The sequence below is a fragment of the Fulvivirga imtechensis AK7 genome (genome assembly GCF_000331535.1).
Lineage (GTDB): Bacteria > Bacteroidota > Bacteroidia > Cytophagales > Cyclobacteriaceae > Fulvivirga > Fulvivirga imtechensis.
The window spans coordinates 69,317-90,114 of sequence record NZ_AMZN01000040.1 but is presented as its reverse complement, the minus strand read 5'-3'; the positions used below and the strand labels follow the sequence as shown (position 1 = coordinate 90,114).

General features: G+C 43.3%; 16 protein-coding genes. 9 read left to right on the top strand and 7 right to left on the bottom strand.

Features of this window, described 5'->3' with window-relative positions; genetic code table 11:
- Nucleotides 1-9: 9 nt before the first annotated feature.
- Both C900_RS11770 and C900_RS11765 read left to right on the top strand, forming a co-directional pair.
- Nucleotides 10-2,547 carry a heme lyase CcmF/NrfE family subunit gene (locus C900_RS11770; RefSeq protein ID WP_009580093.1) on the top strand — a complete coding sequence of 846 codons (2,538 nt, stop codon included), beginning with the start codon at nt 10-12 and terminating at the stop codon, nt 2,545-2,547.
- Between the two features lie 97 nt (nt 2,548-2,644).
- Nucleotides 2,645-3,430, top strand: a complete 786-nt coding sequence (locus C900_RS11765; protein WP_009580092.1) for a Rossmann-like and DUF2520 domain-containing protein — start codon at nt 2,645-2,647, stop codon at nt 3,428-3,430.
- 550 nt (nt 3,431-3,980) lie between these two features.
- On the opposite strand, the gene C900_RS11760 is transcribed toward C900_RS11765, so the two are convergent.
- Complete coding sequence (locus C900_RS11760) at nt 3,981-6,260, bottom strand: TonB-dependent receptor (RefSeq protein WP_009580091.1); 2,280 nt, start codon at nt 6,258-6,260, stop codon at nt 3,981-3,983.
- A 144-nt stretch (nt 6,261-6,404) separates the two neighbouring features.
- Here C900_RS11760 and C900_RS28375 point away from each other — a divergent pair, with 144 nt between their 5' ends.
- Nucleotides 6,405-7,016: a hypothetical protein gene (locus C900_RS28375; RefSeq protein WP_051052830.1), complete on the top strand. Its 612-nt coding sequence runs from the start codon at nt 6,405-6,407 to the stop codon at nt 7,014-7,016.
- On the opposite strand, the gene prmC is transcribed toward C900_RS28375, so the two are convergent.
- Nucleotides 6,996-7,874, bottom strand: a complete 879-nt coding sequence (gene prmC / locus C900_RS11750) for a peptide chain release factor N(5)-glutamine methyltransferase (protein WP_009580089.1) — start codon at nt 7,872-7,874, stop codon at nt 6,996-6,998. The genes C900_RS28375 and prmC overlap by 21 nt on opposite strands.
- A gap of 89 nt (nt 7,875-7,963) precedes the next feature.
- Here prmC and ribD point away from each other — a divergent pair, with 89 nt between their 5' ends.
- Nucleotides 7,964-9,046, top strand: coding sequence for a bifunctional diaminohydroxyphosphoribosylaminopyrimidine deaminase/5-amino-6-(5-phosphoribosylamino)uracil reductase RibD (ribD, locus tag C900_RS11745; protein WP_009580088.1), 1,083 nt, complete (start codon nt 7,964-7,966; stop codon nt 9,044-9,046).
- Nucleotides 9,031-9,513 carry a GAF domain-containing protein gene (locus C900_RS11740; protein WP_009580087.1) on the top strand — a complete coding sequence of 161 codons (483 nt, stop codon included), beginning with the start codon at nt 9,031-9,033 and terminating at the stop codon, nt 9,511-9,513. Before ribD ends, C900_RS11740 begins: the two co-directional genes overlap by 16 nt.
- A 251-nt stretch (nt 9,514-9,764) precedes the next feature.
- On the opposite strand, the gene C900_RS11735 is transcribed toward C900_RS11740, so the two are convergent.
- The 5 genes from C900_RS11735 to C900_RS11715 form a co-directional block, all read right to left on the bottom strand.
- A complete protein-coding gene (locus C900_RS11735; protein WP_040496603.1) occupies nt 9,765-10,421 on the bottom strand; it encodes a phosphatidylserine decarboxylase family protein in 657 nt (218 codons plus the stop codon).
- Nucleotides 10,422-10,440: 19 nt separating this feature from the next.
- A complete protein-coding gene (locus tag C900_RS11730) occupies nt 10,441-11,715 on the bottom strand; it encodes a Glu/Leu/Phe/Val family dehydrogenase (protein WP_009580085.1) in 1,275 nt (424 codons plus the stop codon).
- Between the two features lie 70 nt (nt 11,716-11,785).
- The gene (locus C900_RS11725) at nt 11,786-12,616 is read right to left on the bottom strand and encodes a phosphatidate cytidylyltransferase (RefSeq protein ID WP_009580084.1); all 831 of its coding nucleotides are present in this window, start codon (nt 12,614-12,616) and stop codon (nt 11,786-11,788) included.
- A complete protein-coding gene (locus tag C900_RS11720; protein ID WP_009580083.1) occupies nt 12,597-12,806 on the bottom strand; it encodes a putative signal transducing protein in 210 nt (69 codons plus the stop codon). Before C900_RS11720 ends, C900_RS11725 begins: the two co-directional genes overlap by 20 nt.
- Nucleotides 12,781-13,737 (bottom strand): CPBP family intramembrane glutamic endopeptidase, encoded by a 957-nt coding sequence (locus tag C900_RS11715; RefSeq protein ID WP_009580082.1) that lies wholly within the window; start codon nt 13,735-13,737, stop codon nt 12,781-12,783. Before C900_RS11715 ends, C900_RS11720 begins: the two co-directional genes overlap by 26 nt.
- A gap of 60 nt (nt 13,738-13,797) precedes the next feature.
- Here C900_RS11715 and dusB point away from each other — a divergent pair, with 60 nt between their 5' ends.
- The 4 genes from dusB (at nt 13,798) to C900_RS11695 (ending at nt 20,782) form a co-directional block, all read left to right on the top strand.
- Nucleotides 13,798-14,790 (top strand): tRNA dihydrouridine synthase DusB, encoded by a 993-nt coding sequence (gene dusB / locus C900_RS11710; protein ID WP_009580081.1) that lies wholly within the window; start codon nt 13,798-13,800, stop codon nt 14,788-14,790.
- Between the two features lie 74 nt (nt 14,791-14,864).
- Nucleotides 14,865-15,764, top strand: a complete 900-nt coding sequence (locus C900_RS11705) for a DMT family transporter (RefSeq protein ID WP_009580080.1) — start codon at nt 14,865-14,867, stop codon at nt 15,762-15,764.
- 264 nt (nt 15,765-16,028) lie between these two features.
- Entirely contained in the window at nt 16,029-19,238 is a 3,210-nt protein-coding gene (locus tag C900_RS11700) for a SusC/RagA family TonB-linked outer membrane protein (RefSeq protein WP_009580079.1), read from the top strand.
- Nucleotides 19,239-19,411: 173 nt separating this feature from the next.
- Nucleotides 19,412-20,782: a SusD/RagB family nutrient-binding outer membrane lipoprotein gene (locus C900_RS11695; protein WP_157494001.1), complete on the top strand. Its 1,371-nt coding sequence runs from the start codon at nt 19,412-19,414 to the stop codon at nt 20,780-20,782.
- Nucleotides 20,783-20,798 lie beyond the last annotated feature (16 nt).

Here is a 20,798-nt window from a genome sequence, read left to right as displayed (position 1 = left end):
TTGTAATTTATGATACATGAGTTTATTGGCGATCTGGGCCACATTTTTGTGGTAATAGCTTTTATCACAGCACTTTATTCTGCTTTTTCATATTTCCAGGGCGCCCAGGCTAAGCAGTTTGACAAGCAACACTTCTGGAAGCAGAACGGACGTATTTTCTTTTATGTTCATGCACTTGCGGTTGCAGGTATTGTCTTCAGCCTCTTCTATATTATTTATAATCACTATTTTGAATATCATTATGCCTGGAGCCACTCTTCGAAGAGGCTCCCAACACACTACATGATCTCCTGCTTCTGGGAAGGCCAGGAGGGGAGCTTTTTACTGTGGTTATTTTGGCATGCTCTCCTGGGAATTATTGTTATAGTCACTAATAAGTTCTGGGAGGCTCCTGTAATGGCTATTTTTTCATTGGTACAGGCGTTTTTAGCATCCATGATCCTGGGCGTTGTCATACCGGGACTAGATTTAAAATTGGGTAGCTCTCCTTTTATTTTATTGAGAGATGCTATCGATGCTCCTATTTTTCAGCAGCAACCTAACTTTGTGCCTGAAGATGGAACAGGACTCAATCCATTGCTTCAAAACTACTGGATGGTGATCCATCCCCCCACGCTATTTTTAGGGTTCGCTACCACGCTCGTTCCTTTTGCTTATGTGATTGCAGGCTTGTGGAAGAAAAAATATCGCGAATGGGTAAGGCCTGCTTTGCCCTGGGCGCTGGTATCCGGTGCTGTTTTAGGGCTGGGGATTTTGATGGGGGGGTATTGGGCTTACGAGACGCTGAATTTTGGCGGATATTGGAACTGGGATCCGGTGGAAAATGCCGTATATGTCCCCTGGTTATTCCTGGTAGCTGCCATTCACACCATGATCACTTTTAAAAACAGCAATACAGCGCTGAAAGCAAGTGTCATATTAGTAATTACAACCTTCGTTTTAATCTTATACTCAACATTTCTGACCCGTAGCGGGATATTGGGAGATGCTTCGGTGCACTCTTTTACTGACCTGGGATTATCGGGCCAGCTTTTGGTATACTTACTTTTCTTTACGGTGGGGGCCATTGTATTGGCCATAGTGCGATGGAAGGAAATGCCAACTACAGAGAAAGAGGCATCGACTTATTCCAGGGAATTCTGGATTTTTATCGGGGCTTTGGTACTTTGTCTCATGGGATTTCAGGTAATCATACCTACCTCTATTCCCGTTTACAATGCCATTGTGGAGCTTTTTGGTGGAGTTTCCAATCTGGCGCCTCCTGCAGAACAGGTAGAGTTTTATTCTAAATTCCAACTTTGGTTTGCCGTAGCCGTTGGGCTGCTTTCAGGAACGGGCCAGTTTTTTTGGTGGAAAAATATTGATAAGAAGCAATTGAAAAGCGACCTTGCGCTTCCCGTGGTGATTACACTAATATTGACTGCCCTGGTGGTTGTATTTAAAAATGTCGCTGAGCCTTCCTACATCATACTATTGATGGCTGGCATATATACTGCGGTAGCAAACGGTAAGATACTGGTGAGGGTACTAAAGAAGAATCCAAAACTTTCCGGTGGCGCAGTGACACATATAGGTGTTGGACTCATTCTGATCGGTGTAATGTTTTCTGCGGGTTATTCGAAAGTGGTTTCGCTAAATACTACCGGAATGTTGATCTCGAAGGAGTCATCTAGTGAATTTAACAATGAAAATCTTTTGCTGTTTGTAAATGAGCCTAAGGAAATGGCAGATTACCAGTTGAAGTACAGAGGAGAAAGGATTGAGGCGGTTGATATTTCGGGCTATCTCAATCGTGACGACCTTAAAGCTACGGCAATTCCGCACCTGGTGGTAGCAAAGAGAGATATTACAGTAGATGATAAAGTGGTCTTTCAAAAAAGCGATACCATAGAAATTGCTCCTGAAAATACTTATTATGAAATAGAATATACTGATAAGAACGGAAATAAGTTTACATTATATCCCAGGGCTCAGGTCAATGAAGCCATGGGAGGGTTGTTGGCATCTCCGGATATTAAGCGTGACCTTACCAGGGACTTGTACACGCACGTTTCATCAATTCGTGATCCTAATGAAGAGCCCGATTGGAGTGATATGGAAGAGTTTGAAGTGTCTCCTAACAAAAACTTTTTTGTTAACGATTATGTCACCCGAATTGAAAAGATTGAACGGATACCTGAAGTGGAAGGTGTGGAACTCACGGAAAAGGATGTAGCAGTGAAAGTTGATATCATTATGCAGGGTGAAGACAAGGACTATCTGGCTCAGCCCGTATTCCTGGTGAAGGATGGTATGGTGGGCCGTATTCCGGATGAGGTGAATGACCTTGGGGTGAAGCTGACTGTTTTAAATGTTCATCCGGAAAGGAATAGTTTTTCAATTGGGGTTAATACCCGTCAGAAGAATTGGGTGGTACTCAAAGCTATGGAGAAGCCTTTGATCAATGTACTTTGGTCAGGAACATTGCTGTTGATGGTCGGCTTTGGTATTGCAATAAACAGAAGATATTCTGAATTTAAGAAAATGAGGGAGAAGGGGCAGGAGTAAGTTGCAGGAGTTCTGGAATAGTGGTCCGAAAATTCCATCATTCCATTATTCCAACATTCTATCATTCCGTCATTCTATAATTCCCTAAACAAAGAGCATGTCACACTACGTATCTTTCATAGGCGCTGGTAATTTGGCATGGCACCTGGCGCCAGCTCTTGACAACGCGGGGTATGCTGTAAGAGAGGTGTATAGTAGGACTCCTAGGACTGCGAAAGAGCTTGTCAACCGGCTCTACCAGGCGGAAGCAAAGAGCGATTTGGATTTTTCTGATAGTGACGCTCATATTTTTATTGTAGCTGTTTCAGATGATGCGATAATGGATGTGGCCCGGGAGGTTATACTGCCGGAAAATGCTATTTTGGTACACACATCCGGCGCTAAACCCATAAGCGCTTTGTCGTATGCTGCCAGTAATAACATTGGTGTTTTTTACCCTCTACAGACTTTCACTAAGGCTAAAAAAGTGGATTTCAACGGCATTCCGGTATGTATAGAAGCTGAAAACACAGGTACAGAGCGTGAGTTAATGAAAATGGGAGAGGCCATTAGCAAAAAAGTCCTGCAGGTGAATTCAAAACACCGTAAGGCACTTCATGTGGCTGCAGTTTTTGCCTGTAATTTCACCAACCACTTTTTTAAGATTGCAAAAGATATACTAAGTGCCAGCGACCTGGATTTTGAGTTATTACATCCTCTGATCATCGAAACAGTTCAAAAGAGCTTGGCCATCGGACCAGATAATGCCCAAACAGGGCCGGCAAAAAGACAGGACATGGAGACGTTGGATGAGCATATGGAGTACCTGCAGCACTCTGCGGAGTTGGCGGAGCTATATAGGATGATTTCGCAACATATTATTGATACCTATCCTAAGGAGTAAATCGTATCCTTTTTTTGATTTTTCAGTTTGATGACTTCCTCTATTCAGGTTGGCTCTCCTTATGTGGTGATCTCAAGGCAGCCAACAACTTTTAGTTGATTTTGAGGATAATGACATTATGCCATCATTAACCATTGAGGAATCCAGCTAGGGCGGAAGTTATTTCCGCGCTTTACCCACTTTCTATTCTCAGACTTACTTTAGTTTTGTTATCTATACCTGCTGACTTGTTGCATGGCATGTCACGGAAATAACTTCCGCGCCATTAGGTTACGTCCGGGTGCCTCCTGATATTGCACAACGCAGTTGGGGATGACGATAGCGGGGAATTGAATAATCTCCTGACTATCAGCATGCAATGAAAACTTGTCATTGGTACCCAAAGGGAGAGATCTATGCACATTTAACGCAGTTGCTTGTGCCTAGGTTCCTCCGAAGCCGGAATGGCACTCTTGACCTGATAGCATTTTCGGTGAACCTGAAGGGAGACTTATGCATCTTGAAGCTATATCTGCACAGACCTCTGCCAGTAAGATTTCCGATTTTCAAATCATTGCAGGTCCCATTTTATACCCAAATAGAATTCCCGGCCATGGATCGGAGCAAAGGAATAGGCAGTATCAAAATATTGACTGAAGCCTGCCGGTGCAGTAGGATCATTGTAACCGGTTAGCGGCGAAACTGGCTGTATATAGTCGAAAATATTCTGAACACCTGCGTAAACAGACCACCTGCTGTTAAACTCTTTTACTGCCTGGACGTTGTGTATGGCAAATGGATCCGATTCCAGTGCTCTCGGATTGCTTAGGAGCTCCCCCTGGCTGTTTACATCGTACACTTCAGGCAATGCCATTGGCCCGGTCAGGCGGAAAGTATATCCTAAAGTCATCTTTAGCTCCGATAGCGTATAGTTAGCAGTAAAAATGCTGCTCCATTGCGGCGCAAATTCTATGTCTGTAGTTTCTATAATATTCTGTTCGTTAGGTTCCGTTTGTGTTACCTCCTGCATATTATAGCCCAGGTTGACGCTTAAAGGAAAGACAAATTCATGGGTGATATTAAAACCGATTCCTTTCGTAATGGCATGTCCGTTGGTGTTAGCGTATATAATTCTCTCCGGATCGCTGTAGTCAGGAATGATCTTGTTTGTGAAATAAGTGTAGTAGGCATCCACGTCAATAGTGCCCTGGCTTCTTCCCACGGTGTAAACATGGTTAACGTTTAACGCACCGTTATACGACCTCTCTGGTTTTAGTGCTTCTGTTATTTCCACACTGCGCTGGCCTGTCACGAATGCATGGTCTTCTGTAAATAGATTAACTATCCTGAATCCGGTACCGGTATTGGCTCTGATGGTGGTCCATTCGCTGGCTTTTATTTTCACATTCATCCGTGGTGAAAATATGTAGCCATGCTCGGAATAGTGATCCAGCCTGCCCCCTGTCAACAGTGTAAAAGCAGGGGTAATTTTCCATTCGTCTTGCAGAAATATGCCGGGAATGAACTGATTATTGGGCTTATTATCCGATCCATCGGCTGTCGCTACGGTATTGTCGTCATAATATTGATACCTGGTGGTGAGTCCTGCTAACAGAGAGTGACTTGCTATTTCTTTGTCCCAGATGAAGTTGGTAAAGGCTATGGCTTGCTCTGCTTCATAGTGATCCGCACCATAATAACTATCCTGGAGGTGGCGGCTAAAAGAATAGTCTATCTTTAAATGCTCGTATGTTGGTAATTCATAGGTTCCGAACAGCTCCGCCCGGTGAGTGTAAATACTCTCTCCATAAATACTGTCACTTCCCCTAAGCGCTTTGTAGTTCCGGTTGTTGAGAAATTCTTCTACACCATTTCTCCTGTCCTCGTAATAATACTTGGCCGCCAGAGTGAATCTCCTGTTACTTTTTCTGTATAGATTCCATTTCGTAAATAAGGAATAACGGTCAAGATTGGCAATGTCTCCAAAACCATCGGTATTCCTGTCATCAAAATCATTAATATAGGCATAGTTAAGCCCGATAAAACCAGTGGATCGACCAATTTTCGGAGCAGTAGAAATATTACCAAATGATTCTAAATGAGAGGTGCCCATTATATCAATAGATAACTTCGGTTGATCCTCGGGATCTTTCGTGATAATATTGATCACTCCTGCCACTGCTTCTGAGCCATAAAGCGTGGAACTGGGACCCTTGATCACTTCAAAACGATCAATGATCATATTTGGAATGCCGTTTAAGCCGTAAACCGAAGCCAGATTGCCGTAGATCGGGGTACCATCCATTAAAATGGCAGTGTATGGACCAGGAAGACCGTTGATGCTGATGCTATTAGTAAAACAGACCCCACAGGCCACTACTTCCTGAACCCCGTTAACCAGTTTAATGCCCTCTACTATGGAAGAAGCTGCAGCAGGGGAAAAGGTGTTGATATATTGAGAAGTCACCACCTCAACCTTGATGGGAGAAGCTTTGACAAAAGTGGGCTTCATTGTACCTGTTACCACCACCTCATCAAGCCCAAGACTATTTTGCTCCATGATTATTCTCAACTCTTTAGTTTCTCCCGGGGCTATCTGTATCTCTTGCGTTATGGTTTTAAATCCTATAGAACGAAATTCAAGAGTGGCCGCTCCGGGTTTCACATCTTCTAACCTGAACCTGCCTTCAGCGTCTGCTACACCTCCTGTTTCAGACCCCAGAATTCGTACAGTAGCCCCGGGAATGGCTCCCTCCGAACCGGAAATTTTACCTGAGACGCTGCCAAATTGCTGTGCTAATGCGGTATTATATAAAATAAAAACTAATAAAAGTAAAAACGTCTGTCTCATAGGCTCGTTTCAATTTATTTTGTGACAAAGTTAAATATTAAAAACATACTTGCAAAAATTAATTTTTAGGCAAAACTAAAAAATACTATACTTCTGTTTTGCCTTTCATTGATTAGCTTTACAAAAAGATTCGACCAGAAGATAATGTCATCACACCACATCGTTCGGGATGATCAGGAGCCTGCACTTTTGATTGCCGCACATCCCCAATCAATTGAGTATTTACACCAACTATTGGAGTGGAGCCCTACGGTGATGGTGTGTCAGGAGTTTGTCGAAGAAGCAATGTTATTGGGAATAAAGATTGATGTGGTGCTATGTGAGATAGGGCAACAGGAGTTTTACAAAATGAAAGTAGAACATCAATTGCCCGTCAAATTTGTCACCTACAATAGCCTTGCTGACCCGGTTTCAGTGGGTATTAAGCATTTAATAGATTTAAGCTATCCGGCTGTACACATACTGGCTGATGTAAATGATCAATTACTGGATCAGTTGTCTCAGTTTGAAAATATCAATATTACAACTTCAGACGGCTTTGTACGATGGTTGTATTGTCATAAGGGAGTTTTTAAAAAATGGATATCTAAAGGGGCTGTTTTGCTTCAGGAGAAAGGAAATAATTTTACTATGAATTCTACCGGTAAGACTACTGAAGAAGATTACAGCGGGTTCCGCAAAATTGAAATTCATGAGGAAGGTATGGTTGAGCTGCGGCAGGAAAAGCCATTTTGGCTAGGAGAATACATTTATTGAATTACTGGCTCTAACAATTCTGTTTTTACCGTTCAGGTCTTTGATAACCTGCACATTGGAATACTCCATTGCTTCCAGCAGTGCCTGTATATCTTCACCATACTTTTCATTGATCTCGAAATAAAGCGCTCCTTCTTCTTTCAGAGCGTTCTTTGCCAATTCGGCAATTCTCCTGTAAAACAATAGCGGATCAGCGTCTTCCACAAAAAGGGCTCTGGCAGGTTCGTGCTTGAGCACATTGGATTTCATTTCCTTCTTATCCGTTTCAGTTACATAGGGAGGATTACTTACTATTACATCTAATCCATGTTGAGGTATAGATTCATTTAAAATGTCGATAAGCATGAATTCAACCTGTACCTGATGAAGTTCAGCATTTTGTCGCGCTGTCTTAATTACGCGAGGATCAATGTCAATGGCGAATGCACGCGATCCTTTGAGTTCTTTCAGAATAGTGATAGGGATGCATCCCGTGCCGGTCCCAATGTCCAGAAATTTTATTTTCTTGCCTGTATTTTCTTTAATGATCAGATGCACAAGCTCCTCTGTTTCATTCCTTGGTATCAGCACACCAGGATTGACTTTAAATTTTCTCCCGTAAAAATCTGCTTCACCTATGATGTACTGCACTGGTTCATGGTTGTTTAACCGTTCGATAAACTTATTGAGTTCTTTAGCCTGTACTTTGTTGGCATTAATAGAGCGATCTACAATTATTTCCGTTTTGTCTATTCCGAAAATGTGTTCCATGATCAGGTGAGCGATACTGGTAATTTCTTCCGGGCTCTCCTCCAACTTTATTGCGCTGGTAATATATTGCAGGAGCTTTTTAGGAGAGTCTGGAATTTTGTTGGACATGATGGTTCCTAATCAATAATGAGTTTAGTATCATTGTAAAGCCTCACAAATCTAATGAAATAGTCATAAAGCCAAACTATTTAGTTTATATGAATGAAGCAGGCATTTCCGGTGCATTTATAAAGGGAGTTCCCATGAGTACGGACGAGAGGTTTATCCAGCGTACTTTTGATCTTGCTCTTCTGGGTTTGGGGGCAGTTAGCCCAAACCCACTGGTAGGCTGTGTTATTGTACACGAGGGAAAGGTGATTGGCGAGGGATGGCACAGGCGATATGGCGAGGCTCATGCCGAGGTAAATGCCATAAACAACATAGTGGACAAAACCCTGTTGCCAGAAAGTACGGTATATGTCAACCTTGAGCCATGTGCTCATTTCGGGAAGACACCACCATGTGCAGATCTTTTGGTGCGTTCCAGGGTGAAAAGAGTAGTTATTGCCAATGTAGACCCTAACCCATTGGTGGGAGGTAAGGGTATTCAAAAGCTTGAAGAAGCTGGTATTGAGGTGACTGCCGGTGTGTTGGAAAAAGAAGGTTGGGAGCTGAATAAGCGGTTTTTCACAGCTCTGCATGAAAAGCGTCCTTATGTGATACTGAAATGGGCGCAGACCTCCGATGGTTTTATGGCACGTATCAACTATGATTCAAAATGGATCAGCAACGCCATGAGCAGAAGTATAGTTCATAAATGGAGAGCAGAAGAAGATGCCATTATGGTCGGTACAAAGACCGCCAGCCATGACAATCCGAAGCTGAATGTCAGAGATTGGTCAGGAAGAAATCCCGTACGCGTGGTAGTAGATAAGAACTTAAATCTGAAAAAAGATCTGTATCTATTTGATCGTTCGCAACTTACTTTGTGTTACAACTTTAAAGTAGACGAAGCAGAAGAGAATCTCAGCTATGTAAAACTGGATGAAAATAATTTTCTTGAGGCTTTGTTGCAAGATCTTTACCAGCGAGATTTACACTCCGTAATTATTGAGGGAGGAGCTATGCTGCTTCACTCGATAATAGAAACCGGGTTTTGGGATGAGGCAAGAGTCTTTGTTTCACTACAAGAATTCGAGGACGGAATTGACGCACCTAAGCTTAGTGGCCTGGTAGCCGAAGAAGCTGTTGACACGGACAAATTGTTAATTTACAAGAATAAAAAATGGCTGAAGAACTGATTATTAATACCGGTGCGAGCAAAAGGAAGAAGTATCAATCCCTCCTGCCTCAGATTGAAGGGCTAATCTCCGGAGAACAGGATCTGGTAGCTAACCTGGCCAACACGGTAGCAGCCTTGAAGTACGGCATGGGTTTCTTCTGGGTCGGTTTTTACATTGTGAAAAATGACGAACTGGTGCTGGGGCCTTTTCAGGGGCCAATAGCCTGCACCAGAATAAAGAAGGGCAAAGGGGTTTGTGGGGCTTGCTGGGAAAGGGGTGAAACCATAGTGGTTCCTAATGTTGACGAATTTCCCGGCCACATTGCCTGTAGTTCAGATTCCAAATCTGAAATTGTTGTGCCTGCTTTTAAAAACGGTGAAGTAGCGCTTATTCTCGATGTAGATAGTGATAAGCTTAATGATTTTGACGAAACAGATAAGGCCTATCTGGAGCAACTTATACATTTACTGGAACAAAAGTTATAATATTTTTATCGATTGTTTACCGTAGAAACCTGAACTCGATTTAAAATATTAATAAAAATAGCGTCATCCTGACGTAGGAAGGATCTTACTAAGTAAAAAGCTACTGCCTTTCAGAGCTTAGTAAGGTTCTTCGTGCCTCCGAATGACTTAAGAAGATGTTTTTGCTCTGCGATAGAGTTTATGTAGTTATATCGGCTGCTTTACATCGAACTCAGGCTAGACGACCTGCCAGCCATTTACATATCGTAAGATTAGTCTAACTCTGCCAGTACAGTCATGCCACCTTTGGTTTTGTCACCAATGTTGACTTTCACTTTGGCATCAAGCGGAAGGAATACATCAACCCGGGATCCGAATTTTATAAAACCGAACTCCTGTCCCTGCTCAAATTCCTGACCTTCCTTCACATACCATTTGATCCTTCTTGCCAGGGCTCCGGCTATTTGTCGCATCAGAATGGGGATGCCGGAAGGTGTTTTTACTACAAGTGTTGTCCTTTCGTTTTCAATGCTCGATTTTGGATGCCATGCTACCAGGTACTTGCCGGCATGATATTTGAAAAACTCCACCGCACCCTTTACAGGCATCCTGTTCACGTGTACGTTGACAGGTGACATAAAGATGGATACTTGTATCCGCTTGTCTTTCAGATACTCTGTTTCGGTAGTTTCTTCAATAACCACTACTTTGCCATCGGCAGGAGCCACCACATGCTTGTCGTTTACAGGTGTAACAACTTTTGGGTTGCGAAAAAATTGAAGGACGAGCAGGTAGAGAATTATTGTAATACCCAGTGTCAGGTTGAATACCGTTGGTTTTTCGGGAAAACCAAAATATACCATTATATTAGCTATGCCTAGCAGTACTAATAATACTACAAGTAGTACTCGTCCTTCTTTATGAATCAATGCTGTAAGTCTTTAAAAATTAATAGCCACCACGATACTTATATGTTTTCGCTACTTTGTCGATGGCAACAATGTAAGCGGCAATTCTCATGGAAACTTTATATTCCTGTGATGTCCTGTAAACATTATCAAAAGCGTCTTTCATAATCCTGTCAGAACGTCTGTTTACACGCTCACCGGTCCATTTGTAACCAAGCCTGTTTTGTACCCACTCGAAGTATGAAACGGTAACACCACCGGCATTGGCCAGAATATCAGGCGCCACCATGATCCCTTTTTCGTTGATCACATTATCGGCTTTTGCTGAGGTGGGGCCGTTGGCGCCTTCCACGATCAATTTTGCCTTTATTTTCTCTACATTTTGTGATGTGATAACATCTTCTGTCGCAGCAGGTACCAATACATCTACTTCCAGCCCGAGGATCTCATCACCTTCAATCAACTCAGCGCCAGGGAACCCTGTAAGGTTGCCATTATTGCCATTTCTGTACTCGATGGCAGCTTGAATATCAATGCCATTTTCATTGTAATAAGCTCCCGAAAGGTCACTGATCGCTACTACTTTCACACCACGCTCAGCCAATAACAGAGCAGCGAAAGATCCCACATTGCCAAAGCCTTGAACAGCACATGTAGCTTTGTAAGGATTGATCTTCAGTTTTTCCATGGCAGCCAGGGCAGACACCATGACACCACGGCCGGTTGCTTCGGTTCTTCCAAGAGAACCACCCAGTACAAGAGGCTTGCCGGTAACCACAGAGTTAATGGTCATACCCTGTGTTCTTGAGTACTCATCCATTAACCAGGCCATTTCCCGGGGCCCTGTACCCATGTCAGGGGCAGGAATATCGCGGTCGGGGCCAAATATTTCGATCATGGCCAATGTGTAGGCCCTCATGAGTCGCTCGATCTCACCTGAAGACATCTCTCGTGGATTACACTGGATACCACCCTTGGCACCACCATAAGGAATGTCTACAACGGCACATTTCCACGTCATCCAGGCGGCAAGCGCCTTCACTTCGTCAATGTTCACACCGGGGTCAAACCGGATACCTCCTTTTGACGGCCCCAGGATGTTGGAGTGAATCACACGGTAGCCATCAAACACTCTGATGGACCCGTCATCCATGGTGATAGGCAGTGAAACAATCACTTGTTTCGCTGGAGATTTCAGAACATTGTAAACCTCATCATCAATTCCTAAAATTTGTGAAGCAATATGAAATCTTGACATCATTGCTTCAAAAGGATTTTTTTCATCCTTTAGCGGTGCAGGCTCTATATAACCCATATCTTCGGTTTTTTGGTCATTTAAAACGATTGCAAAGTTAAACAATATTGTATCATCCGAAGGATATATTTTAAAAGATTTTTAAGAAGGTCGTAATGAACGGGGCTGACAACAATAACCCGTCAAACCTATCCAAAAAACCTCCATGACCAGGGATCAGTCGCCCCGAATCTTTAATCTCTATACTTCTTTTAAATAGTGATTCCACCAGGTCACCATATGTTCCCCCGATAATGACGATCAGGCCTATCGCCAGCCATTGCCATAGCATCAATACATCTGTGAAGCTGTATAAGCCGTAAGCCATAGATAGCGCCAATACAAGTCCTCCCATACTTCCTTCCCATGATTTTTTCGGAGATACTCTCTCAAAAAGTTTTCTTTTCCCATACCTCACGCCAGCAAAATAAGCGCCCGTATCATTCGCCCACAGGATCAGCAAAGAGCCCAGGATCAGTTCAAAAACATATTCCCCTGAAAAAAAAGCAATAGCATTAAGCAGGGAAAACGGAACAGCAACATAAAGAATACCTAAAAAAGTGAAAGCGATACCTCTAAATGGTTTAATCTCCCTTTTTTTGTACAGGTATATCAGGTAGATAAGTGTGGCTAGCGGGAAAATGATAAAATAGTATTTTTCATGGACCCGGCCGCTTTCAATAAAAAATGAGAGTATAAATATACATAAGCCGCAAAATGTGCCAAAAGTCTTTAGTGGCAGCATGCCATCCAGCCCAACTAGTTTGTAAAATTCAAGTTGAGTGATGGTGCAAATAAGCAGGAAAATGAGAAAATAGCTCCATTCACTGTACCAGATACTGGTAATTATAATAAAAGCTCCGATAAGAGCTGCAATAATACGCTGCGTAAGGTTGTTGTATTTATTTAAAATCGATGTCATTCTTTATGATCTGTAGCGCCCGAATAACATCATCAGAGGCTACATGCACTTCGTACTGGCCAAAGTTATTTAATGATGAATCTCTCTTACTAATAATAACGGGCGTCATATTGTTATCTTCAAGTACCGCTTTTACTATTTCCGCATGATATGCCTTGTCTGTACTAAATACCTTTTGCCATCCTTTCATCAGTTGATGCGTTAAGAAAATAGTATCTGAAATAATATAATAGTCCGGCAGTAATAATAATGAATATTAGCACAGTAGACAAAGGGACTGCTTCAGTATTTTCCAAGTCATAGGTAACTACCTCCTTTTGGTGCAGGTACAACATTACCAATGTGAAACCATTGTTGACAAAATGTGCAAGTATCGGTATCCAAAGATTACCTGACCAATAGTACAAATAGCCGAACAGCGCTCCCAACAGCAGCCTGGGGACAAATCCGAAAAACTGGATGTGTATAGCGCTGAATAAAATGGCAGACAACCAAATGGCAACATGAATATTTCCTGAGCCTCTATGGAATTCATTTTGTAAAAATCCTCTGAAAAGGAGTTCCTCACCTACAGGGGCCAGTACAGCGATCACAATGAAAGCGACAATCAGGTCGGTTGTGCTTTCAAAATTAGTCAGGTAAATAGTCACCTCTGCTAGTTTGTCTTCTTTGCCTCTGGCCCATTCCTCAAAACCTTTCATGAAATCAGGAAAGCTGACATTGGCGTTCCATTCGATAAATATGGAATTTACTACCATAAACGAAATAACAATGATCACACAGGCCAAAAGAGGCACCCAACCGAGCGGGTTTTTAAAAAAGATAGCTAAACTTTTGTTTTCGCGTACCTTCAGGTATAAGGCAGGAACAATGATCATACCCAGTAGTGTAGTGACCCCCTGACTGATAAAAAGAGGGAGTTTAATTTGCGGGTTGTTCATAGGGTTGGCAAAAGCTTCAGCCATTTCAATGATGGTTCCCTCATAAAACGGGATCGACAGAAGAAGCCCGATATAGGAGCCGATCAATGATCCTGCAAGTGCAAGACCTAAGATCAAAATAGCAGAGCCCCAGGAACTTCTTCCTTCTGACAGATGTATATTGTTTTCAAATTTGTCCATAATTTGACGTAAATTTACAGTTTATTTTATAACTGGCTTGCTAAATTAAGTATTAGGTCGATGGTTAAAATTGGAAATGTAGAGATTGGTGAATTCCCCTTGTTACTGGCTCCCATGGAGGATGTAAGCGACCCTCCCTTTAGAGCAGTATGCAAGCAAAATGGAGCAGACTTAATGTATACGGAATTCATTTCTTCCGAAGGGCTCATCCGTAATGCAGAAAAAAGTGTGCAGAAGCTGGATATTTATGACTATGAAAGGCCCATCGGCATTCAGATATTTGGAGATAAGATCGAATCTATGCGCGAAGCGGCAGCCATAGCCGAAGCAGCACAGCCTGAGTTTATCGATATTAACTATGGCTGCCCTGTAAAAAAGGTGGCTTGTAAAGGAGCGGGGGCCGGGATTCTGTTGGATGTCCCTAAGATGCAAAAAATGACAGAAGAGATCGTCAGACAGGTGTCCCTTCCTGTAACAGTGAAGACAAGGCTGGGCTGGGACCATAGCACGATACGTATCCTTGAAGTGGCGCAACGACTTCAGGATGTTGGTATTCAGTCGCTGACCATTCACGGTCGTACCAGGCAGCAGATGTACAAAGGTGAAGCGGACTGGACCAAAATTGCTGAAGTGAAGGAGCATCCGTCAATACATATACCCATTTTTGGAAATGGAGATATAGACTCTCCTGAAAAGGCGCTGGAATACAAAAATAAATATGGTGTTGATGGTATCATGATAGGCCGCGCAGCCATTGGCTACCCCTGGATCTTTAATGAGATCAAGCACTACCTGAAAACAGGAGAGAAGCTACCGGCACCCCTGCTGGCAGACAGAATAGAAGTGGCTAAAAAGCACCTTAATTTTTCTGTGGAGTGGAAAGGTGAGTTGACGGGCATTTATGAAATGAGACGGCATTATACTAACTATTTCAGGGGAATACCCCACTTCAAACCTTTCAGAACCCGGCTGGTGGAGTCAGAATCCCATCTTGAGATCATCGGAATATTAGATGAGATCCTGGAGAATTTTGAAGGCGTTTATGCCGGGTGAGCAAGTTTCGGAATTTTTCCCAATGAGTAATAGCATATATTTGCGTTAAGAAAACGCGACACACCAGTTATTTTATGAATAAAAATACCAACCTCCTGGCTTGGTGGCTCTTATTGATTCTTGCATTAATTTGGGGTAGTTCCTTTATTTTGATCAAGCGCGGGCTTGATGTATTTTCAGCGGGAGAGGTAGGTGCGCTCAGGATTATTTCTGCGTCAGTGTTTTTGTTGCCGTTCGCCTTGAACAGCTTAAAGCATGTCAGAAAAAGACATTGGCTCTTTTTGTTCAGTGTTGGTATGTTCGGCAGCTTTTTGCCAGCATTTTTATTCGCTAAAGCTCAGACGAATCTACCCAGTTCTGTGGCAGGCATTTTAAATGCCCTCACTCCTCTTTTTACAATGATTTTGGGAGCCATCTTTTTTACTCAGCGTTTCAGCGCCAGAACGATCATTGGCTTATTGGTGGGCTTTCTCGGAACTCTTGCCCTTATTTTGGCGGGTTCGGGAGGAGAAGTTGCTGAATTTAACTTTTACGCACTGTATGTAATTTTGGCTACTATCTTTTATGGCACTAATCTTAACCTGATAAAATTCAAAATTCCTGATTTAAACGCCCGAACCATTACCAGTATTTCTTTATTGATTGTCGGGCCATTGGCAGTGGTATACTTGGTTTTATTCACCGATTTCATTCATAAAGTTCAACATGCCGAGGGCGCTATTCTTTCACTGACAGCAGTGGTGACACTGGGTGTACTTGGCACAGCCATAGCTCTTATTTTATTTAATCAGTTGGTTAAGATCACCTCTCCCGTCTTTACCAGCTCTGTGACTTACCTTATCCCAATAATTGCTGTTTTGTGGGGTATATTAGACGGAGAGAACCTCTATCCCGGGCACTACACCGGCCTGGTCCTGATTATACTGGGCGTTTACCTTTCTAATCGCACAAGGAAACCACGAATAAATCCTTAGCAGTAAGTAGGAAATCAGGATGACCAAAAAATGGCTTTTATGCTCCATTTGAGGGGATAATTATGTGCCGTTATCTGTAGTGAGTATTTGAATACCCTATCAGATGCTTTATTTGCCTGAATTTGTGCGTTGATTAAAACCCTGTCTTTTACTACATAACGGGTGATTTGCACTGTCTATCCACTTCATACCTTCACAGAACGCGCCACAGTGAAATCCTTTTCCTGCAGCGCATAAAATAATCATTAACAAAACCCATAAAGTATGAAGAAGATTTTACTATTCTGCTTTTCCGTGATAATAGCTATTTCTGCCCGGGCGCAGGAAAGGATAATATCAGGTAAAGTTATTTCGGGAGAGGACGGAAGTTCTCTGCCTGGTGTTAACGTTCTCGTGAGAGGCACCACTACGGGTACCATCACCAATTTTGATGGTAACTATCAGATTACTGTTCCGGAAGGTGGAGTGCTTTTATTTTCATTTATCGGTTTCCAAACCCAGGAGGTTGTGGTAGGCAATCGCTCTGTCATTGATGTGAGTCTGGAATCAGATATCACACAACTCAGCGAAGTGGTGGTGACAGCCGCAGGTATTGAGGCCAATAAGAGAGAATTGGGCTATTCCATTCAGAATGTGGATGCGAATGAGGTTATTAAATCTGGTGAAAACAATTTTGTAGCCGCTTTGAGTGGTAAAGTAGCCGGAGTACAGGTGACCAGCTCGAGTGGTACCCCCGGTGCGGCAGCACAGATACGTATACGGGGCCAGAAGTCTGTTCAGGGTAGCAACGGACCTCTTTTTGTGGTTGATGGTATTCCTATCGACAATTCCACTTTCAACACTGCCGACTCCCCTGAGGATGATGTCTCTAACCTGGGAGCAGGCGGGGTAACCAATTCTAACCGGGCCATTGATATCAACCCGGAAGATGTGGCATCACTAACTGTACTTAAAGGTCCGGCAGCTACTGTGCTATATGGTATCAGGGCGGCCAATGGCGCAGTGGTAATCACCACCAAAAAAGGTGCGTTAAATACCGCGCCTAAGATCAACTATTCTTTTGGATACACCATAGACCGGGTAAATAAGCTGCCCGACCTGCAAACCGAATATGCTCAGGGCTCTGTTCAGGGAGGTGTTCCAACTTTTCAGGCGGCTATGATAGGGTCTACACAAAGTCAAAGCTGGGGACCCCTGATCTCAAGTTTGCGATATGCCAACGAAGCGTCTATCTGGGACCCTAACGGGCTGATAGTAACGGCTGATGATCCGCGGGCGACTAACCGGGTGGCCAGATCTTACAATAATGCTGATGACTTCTTTGAAGACGGATCTAATATGACACATAATTTAAGTGTTTCAGGGGGCACCGACAAAACCCGGTATTTCTTCTCCGTTGGCCGCCTTGACCAGACAGGAATTATGCCGAACAGTAGTTTTGACAGGACAAGCTTCAGAGTTACTACCAGCGCTGAGCTATTCAAAAACTTTACAGCTACACTGTCAGCAAATTATGTGCAATCCGGAGGTAAAAGGGTGCAAAATGGTTCCAATACGTCTGGGGTAATGCTGGGCCTGTTACGTACCTCTCCATCATTTGATAACAGTGCAGGCTATATTTTTGAAGATGGCTCACAAAGAGCATACAGAGGAGGAAGTATTTATGATAACCCTTATTTTACCGTCAATAAAAACTTTACTACGGATGAGGTAGACAGGATTATTGGTTATACCCAATTAGCTTATGATGTGCTGCCCTGGCTGAATATTACCTACAGATTGGGTGTAGATACTTATGAAGATGACCGTATCTTCAGAAACGATGTCAACTCTTCCAGTGTTCCGGTGGGGCAGGTGATCAATCAAACCATTCGCAGCAAGGACATTAATTCTGACTTTTTAGTCACTTTTAATAAAGACCTTTCAGAAAGGATCAGCTTAAATGCAACAGTAGGACACAACTATTACAACAAGGATATCCACATCAATCGTATTGATGGTCAGGGGCTTGCCTCGCCGGGCTTTTTCAATATAGCCAGTGCAACAGCAGTAAACGTGTCAGAGGGAGTCACCAGAAGAGAGTTGTACGGCCTGTTTGGAACTATCACATTGAATTATGCTAACCAGTTGTTCATTAACCTGAGCGGAAGAAACGACTGGTCTTCTACTTTGCCGGAGGATAATAACTCATTCTTTTATCCTGCAACCAGTATAGGATGGGATTTTACACAGACTTTTGGCATCAATAGCAGTACGTTCTCTTATGGAAAGCTAAGGGCTTCCTGGGGGCAGGTTGGTAACGATGCTCCTTTTGCCGTTACCAATAATGGGTTTGTTCAGTCGCGCGTGCGAGATGGTTGGACAACCCCACAAGGCGTGATCTTCCCGGCATTGGGACTCAATGCCTTCAATCCCAATCCGCTGCTTGGAAACCCTGAGCTGAAAGCGGAAACAACCACTACCATCGAGGTCGGAGCTGATCTGCAGTTTTTCGATGGCAAAGTAGGTCTGGATGTAACCTACTTTGATGCAACAACTACTGATGCCATCCTGAATATAACCATTCCAAGCGCCAGTGGCTGGCAGCAAAGGGCGGTGAACTCGGCAGAATTGAGCAACAAAGGTATTGAAGCTGCACTTACAGCTTCGGTTATTGACAACAATACTTTCACCTACGATATAGGACTGAACTTTACCAGGATCAGAAATACCGTAGAGAAACTGGCAGAAGGAATTCCATTCATTACAATCGATCCTTTCGGAACGCAAAGGATTGCCGAGGGAGAACCCTATGGCGTGTTCTTCGGAACACGGTTCCTGCGTGATCAGAATGGTAATATGGTGATCAATCCTGACGATGGTATGCCATTTGAAGACCCTACCCAGGGGATTGTTGGCGATCCTAATCCTGATTTTCTTTTGGGCTTCAGAAATACATTTACCTTCAAAGGATTGACATTGAGCTTCCTGTTGGATATCCGTGAGGGTGGTGATGTCTACAATGGAACCAAAGGGGTGTTGAACAACTTTGGTGTTGGAGCAGAGACACGTGACAGGAACGAAAGAGTGATCTTCCCTGGTGTGTTAGGAGAAGTTGGTGGCGATGGTTCAGTGATCCCTACTACAACACCTAATAATATCGAGGTAATAAAGGGAGGTACAGACGGTGGCACGAACTATTACCAAAATTATGGTTTTGTAAACCTCACTGAGCTTACTATTGAAGATGGCTCATGGATAAGGATGAGGGATATTTCACTTAGCTATAGCCTGCCTTCGAGTGTGTTGAGCAAACTGCCATTCAGTGCTGTAAATGTTGGCTTTACCGCCAGAAATCTATTCCTGATCACCGACTATACCGGCATCGATCCGGAAACCAACCTGACGGGTGATTCCAGCAACGTAACGGGTTATGATTACTTCAACAACCCTAATACCAAAAGCTATGGTGTAAATGTTAACATCACTTTTTAAAGAATAACAGATATGAAATAGTCATAAGGCAACCATACCAACAGAAATGAATAAAGAAAAACATTGCGGTTGAGTAGCGCCAAACTTTTGAACTTTGACTATTCCATCCCGAAACAAGTTAAACAAGTTCGGGACAAGTTGTGACCATTGAAAACAAAAAAAATTATATACAGATGAAAAAGATATATAAAAAATTATTCGTCTTATTCGTTGCACTGGCTACAGCCACGTCATGCGAATTTGGTGATACCAATGTGGATCCTGCCGTGCCTACCGATGTAGCCATGTCAGCTTTGCTACCTTCCGGGGAAGCAGCTCTTTCTTGGGCTATTGGCGGAGAGATGGTAAGGATGAGTGGCTTGCTCACCCAGCAGTTTGAAGGCATCAATGCACAGCAGTTTGATAACTACCGATACCTGATACGCGATGCCGATATGGATGGAGTTTGGCAGAGGATGTATCATAACTCGTTGAACACCATTAACGTGATCATAGAAAAAGCTCAGGCAGAGAATGCGCCACATTATGAGGGAGTAGCAAAAGTGTTGATGGCAGCCGGAATTGGCACGCTTACCGATGCTTTTGGGGATGTGCCTTACACCAATGCTTTTGAAGGTAACGAGCAAAACTTTACCCCTGATTACGACTCTCAGGAGGAGCTATACACCACTATTCTTCCGGCTTTACTTGATGACGCAATAGCCAGGCTGAGCGCTGCTGAAAGTGCAGGAGGAAGTCCCGGCGCTGATGACCTGATCTTTGGTGGTGACCTTGACATGTGGATATCTGCTGCTCAGTCGCTGAAGCTGAGGTACACCTTCCAAATGGCACAACAAGATCCTTCCGCCTATGACGATGCACTGGCCATGCTTCCGGAAGCTATCTCATCTAATGCAGATGATTTTGAGATGTACTTCGGTTCAGGCGCAAACGAAACCAATCCTCAGTTTCAGTTTAGCCAGAGCCGAGCAGGCAATATTAAAATGGGTGAATACTTCATCAACGCCTTCTCAGCCAATGACACGCGCAAGGGATTGTTCATTAGTGATATATTCGAGTTGGGAGAAGGAGCCAATGGCTTCTACACGATGAGCAACTCGCCTGTTGTATTGATGAGCTATGTGGAGGTGAGATTTATAGAGGCGGAATCGCATCTAATGAAAGCCGCTTCGGATGAAGCTGCCGCCAGAGCTGCTTTAGATGAAGCAGTGGAAGCCTCGTTTCTTAAAATCACAGGATCCGGAACTCCGGCCGCTTATCAGGCAGATCTGGACCTCCGCTGGGCAACTGCTACCGATAAGTTGGAGGTAATTATAGATGAAAAGTATATTGCCACCTATTCGCAGGGGATTGTTGCATGGAATGACTACAGGAGAACCGGTTATCCTTCTCTGACCGTTGTTTCCGGGGGCACCAATGCGTTTAATGCCAATGGTCAAATACCACGCAGGCTACCATATCCACAGGAAGAAAGGCTGTTGAATCTGGGGAATCTGCCTATAAAAACACCTAATTTACAAATACCGGTTTGGTGGAATGAGTAGCAAGTTGGCATAATAT

Coding starts and splice junctions, on each gene's coding strand:
- C900_RS11770 (WP_009580093.1), top strand. CDS start 10: ATGATACATGAGTTTATTGGCGATCTGGGCCACATTTTTGTGGTAATA.
- C900_RS11765 (WP_009580092.1), top strand. CDS start 2,645: ATGTCACACTACGTATCTTTCATAGGCGCTGGTAATTTGGCATGGCAC.
- C900_RS11760 (WP_009580091.1), bottom strand. CDS start 6,260: ATGAGACAGACGTTTTTACTTTTATTAGTTTTTATTTTATATAATACC.
- C900_RS28375 (WP_051052830.1), top strand. CDS start 6,405: ATGTCATCACACCACATCGTTCGGGATGATCAGGAGCCTGCACTTTTG.
- prmC (WP_009580089.1), bottom strand. CDS start 7,874: ATGTCCAACAAAATTCCAGACTCTCCTAAAAAGCTCCTGCAATATATT.
- ribD (WP_009580088.1), top strand. CDS start 7,964: ATGAATGAAGCAGGCATTTCCGGTGCATTTATAAAGGGAGTTCCCATG.
- C900_RS11740 (WP_009580087.1), top strand. CDS start 9,031: ATGGCTGAAGAACTGATTATTAATACCGGTGCGAGCAAAAGGAAGAAG.
- C900_RS11730 (WP_009580085.1), bottom strand. CDS start 11,715: ATGGGTTATATAGAGCCTGCACCGCTAAAGGATGAAAAAAATCCTTTT.
- C900_RS11725 (WP_009580084.1), bottom strand. CDS start 12,616: ATGACATCGATTTTAAATAAATACAACAACCTTACGCAGCGTATTATT.
- C900_RS11720 (WP_009580083.1), bottom strand. CDS start 12,806: ATGAAAGGATGGCAAAAGGTATTTAGTACAGACAAGGCATATCATGCG.
- C900_RS11715 (WP_009580082.1), bottom strand. CDS start 13,737: ATGGACAAATTTGAAAACAATATACATCTGTCAGAAGGAAGAAGTTCC.
- dusB (WP_009580081.1), top strand. CDS start 13,798: ATGGTTAAAATTGGAAATGTAGAGATTGGTGAATTCCCCTTGTTACTG.
- C900_RS11705 (WP_009580080.1), top strand. CDS start 14,865: ATGAATAAAAATACCAACCTCCTGGCTTGGTGGCTCTTATTGATTCTT.
- C900_RS11700 (WP_009580079.1), top strand. CDS start 16,029: ATGAAGAAGATTTTACTATTCTGCTTTTCCGTGATAATAGCTATTTCT.
- C900_RS11695 (WP_157494001.1), top strand. CDS start 19,412: ATGAAAAAGATATATAAAAAATTATTCGTCTTATTCGTTGCACTGGCT.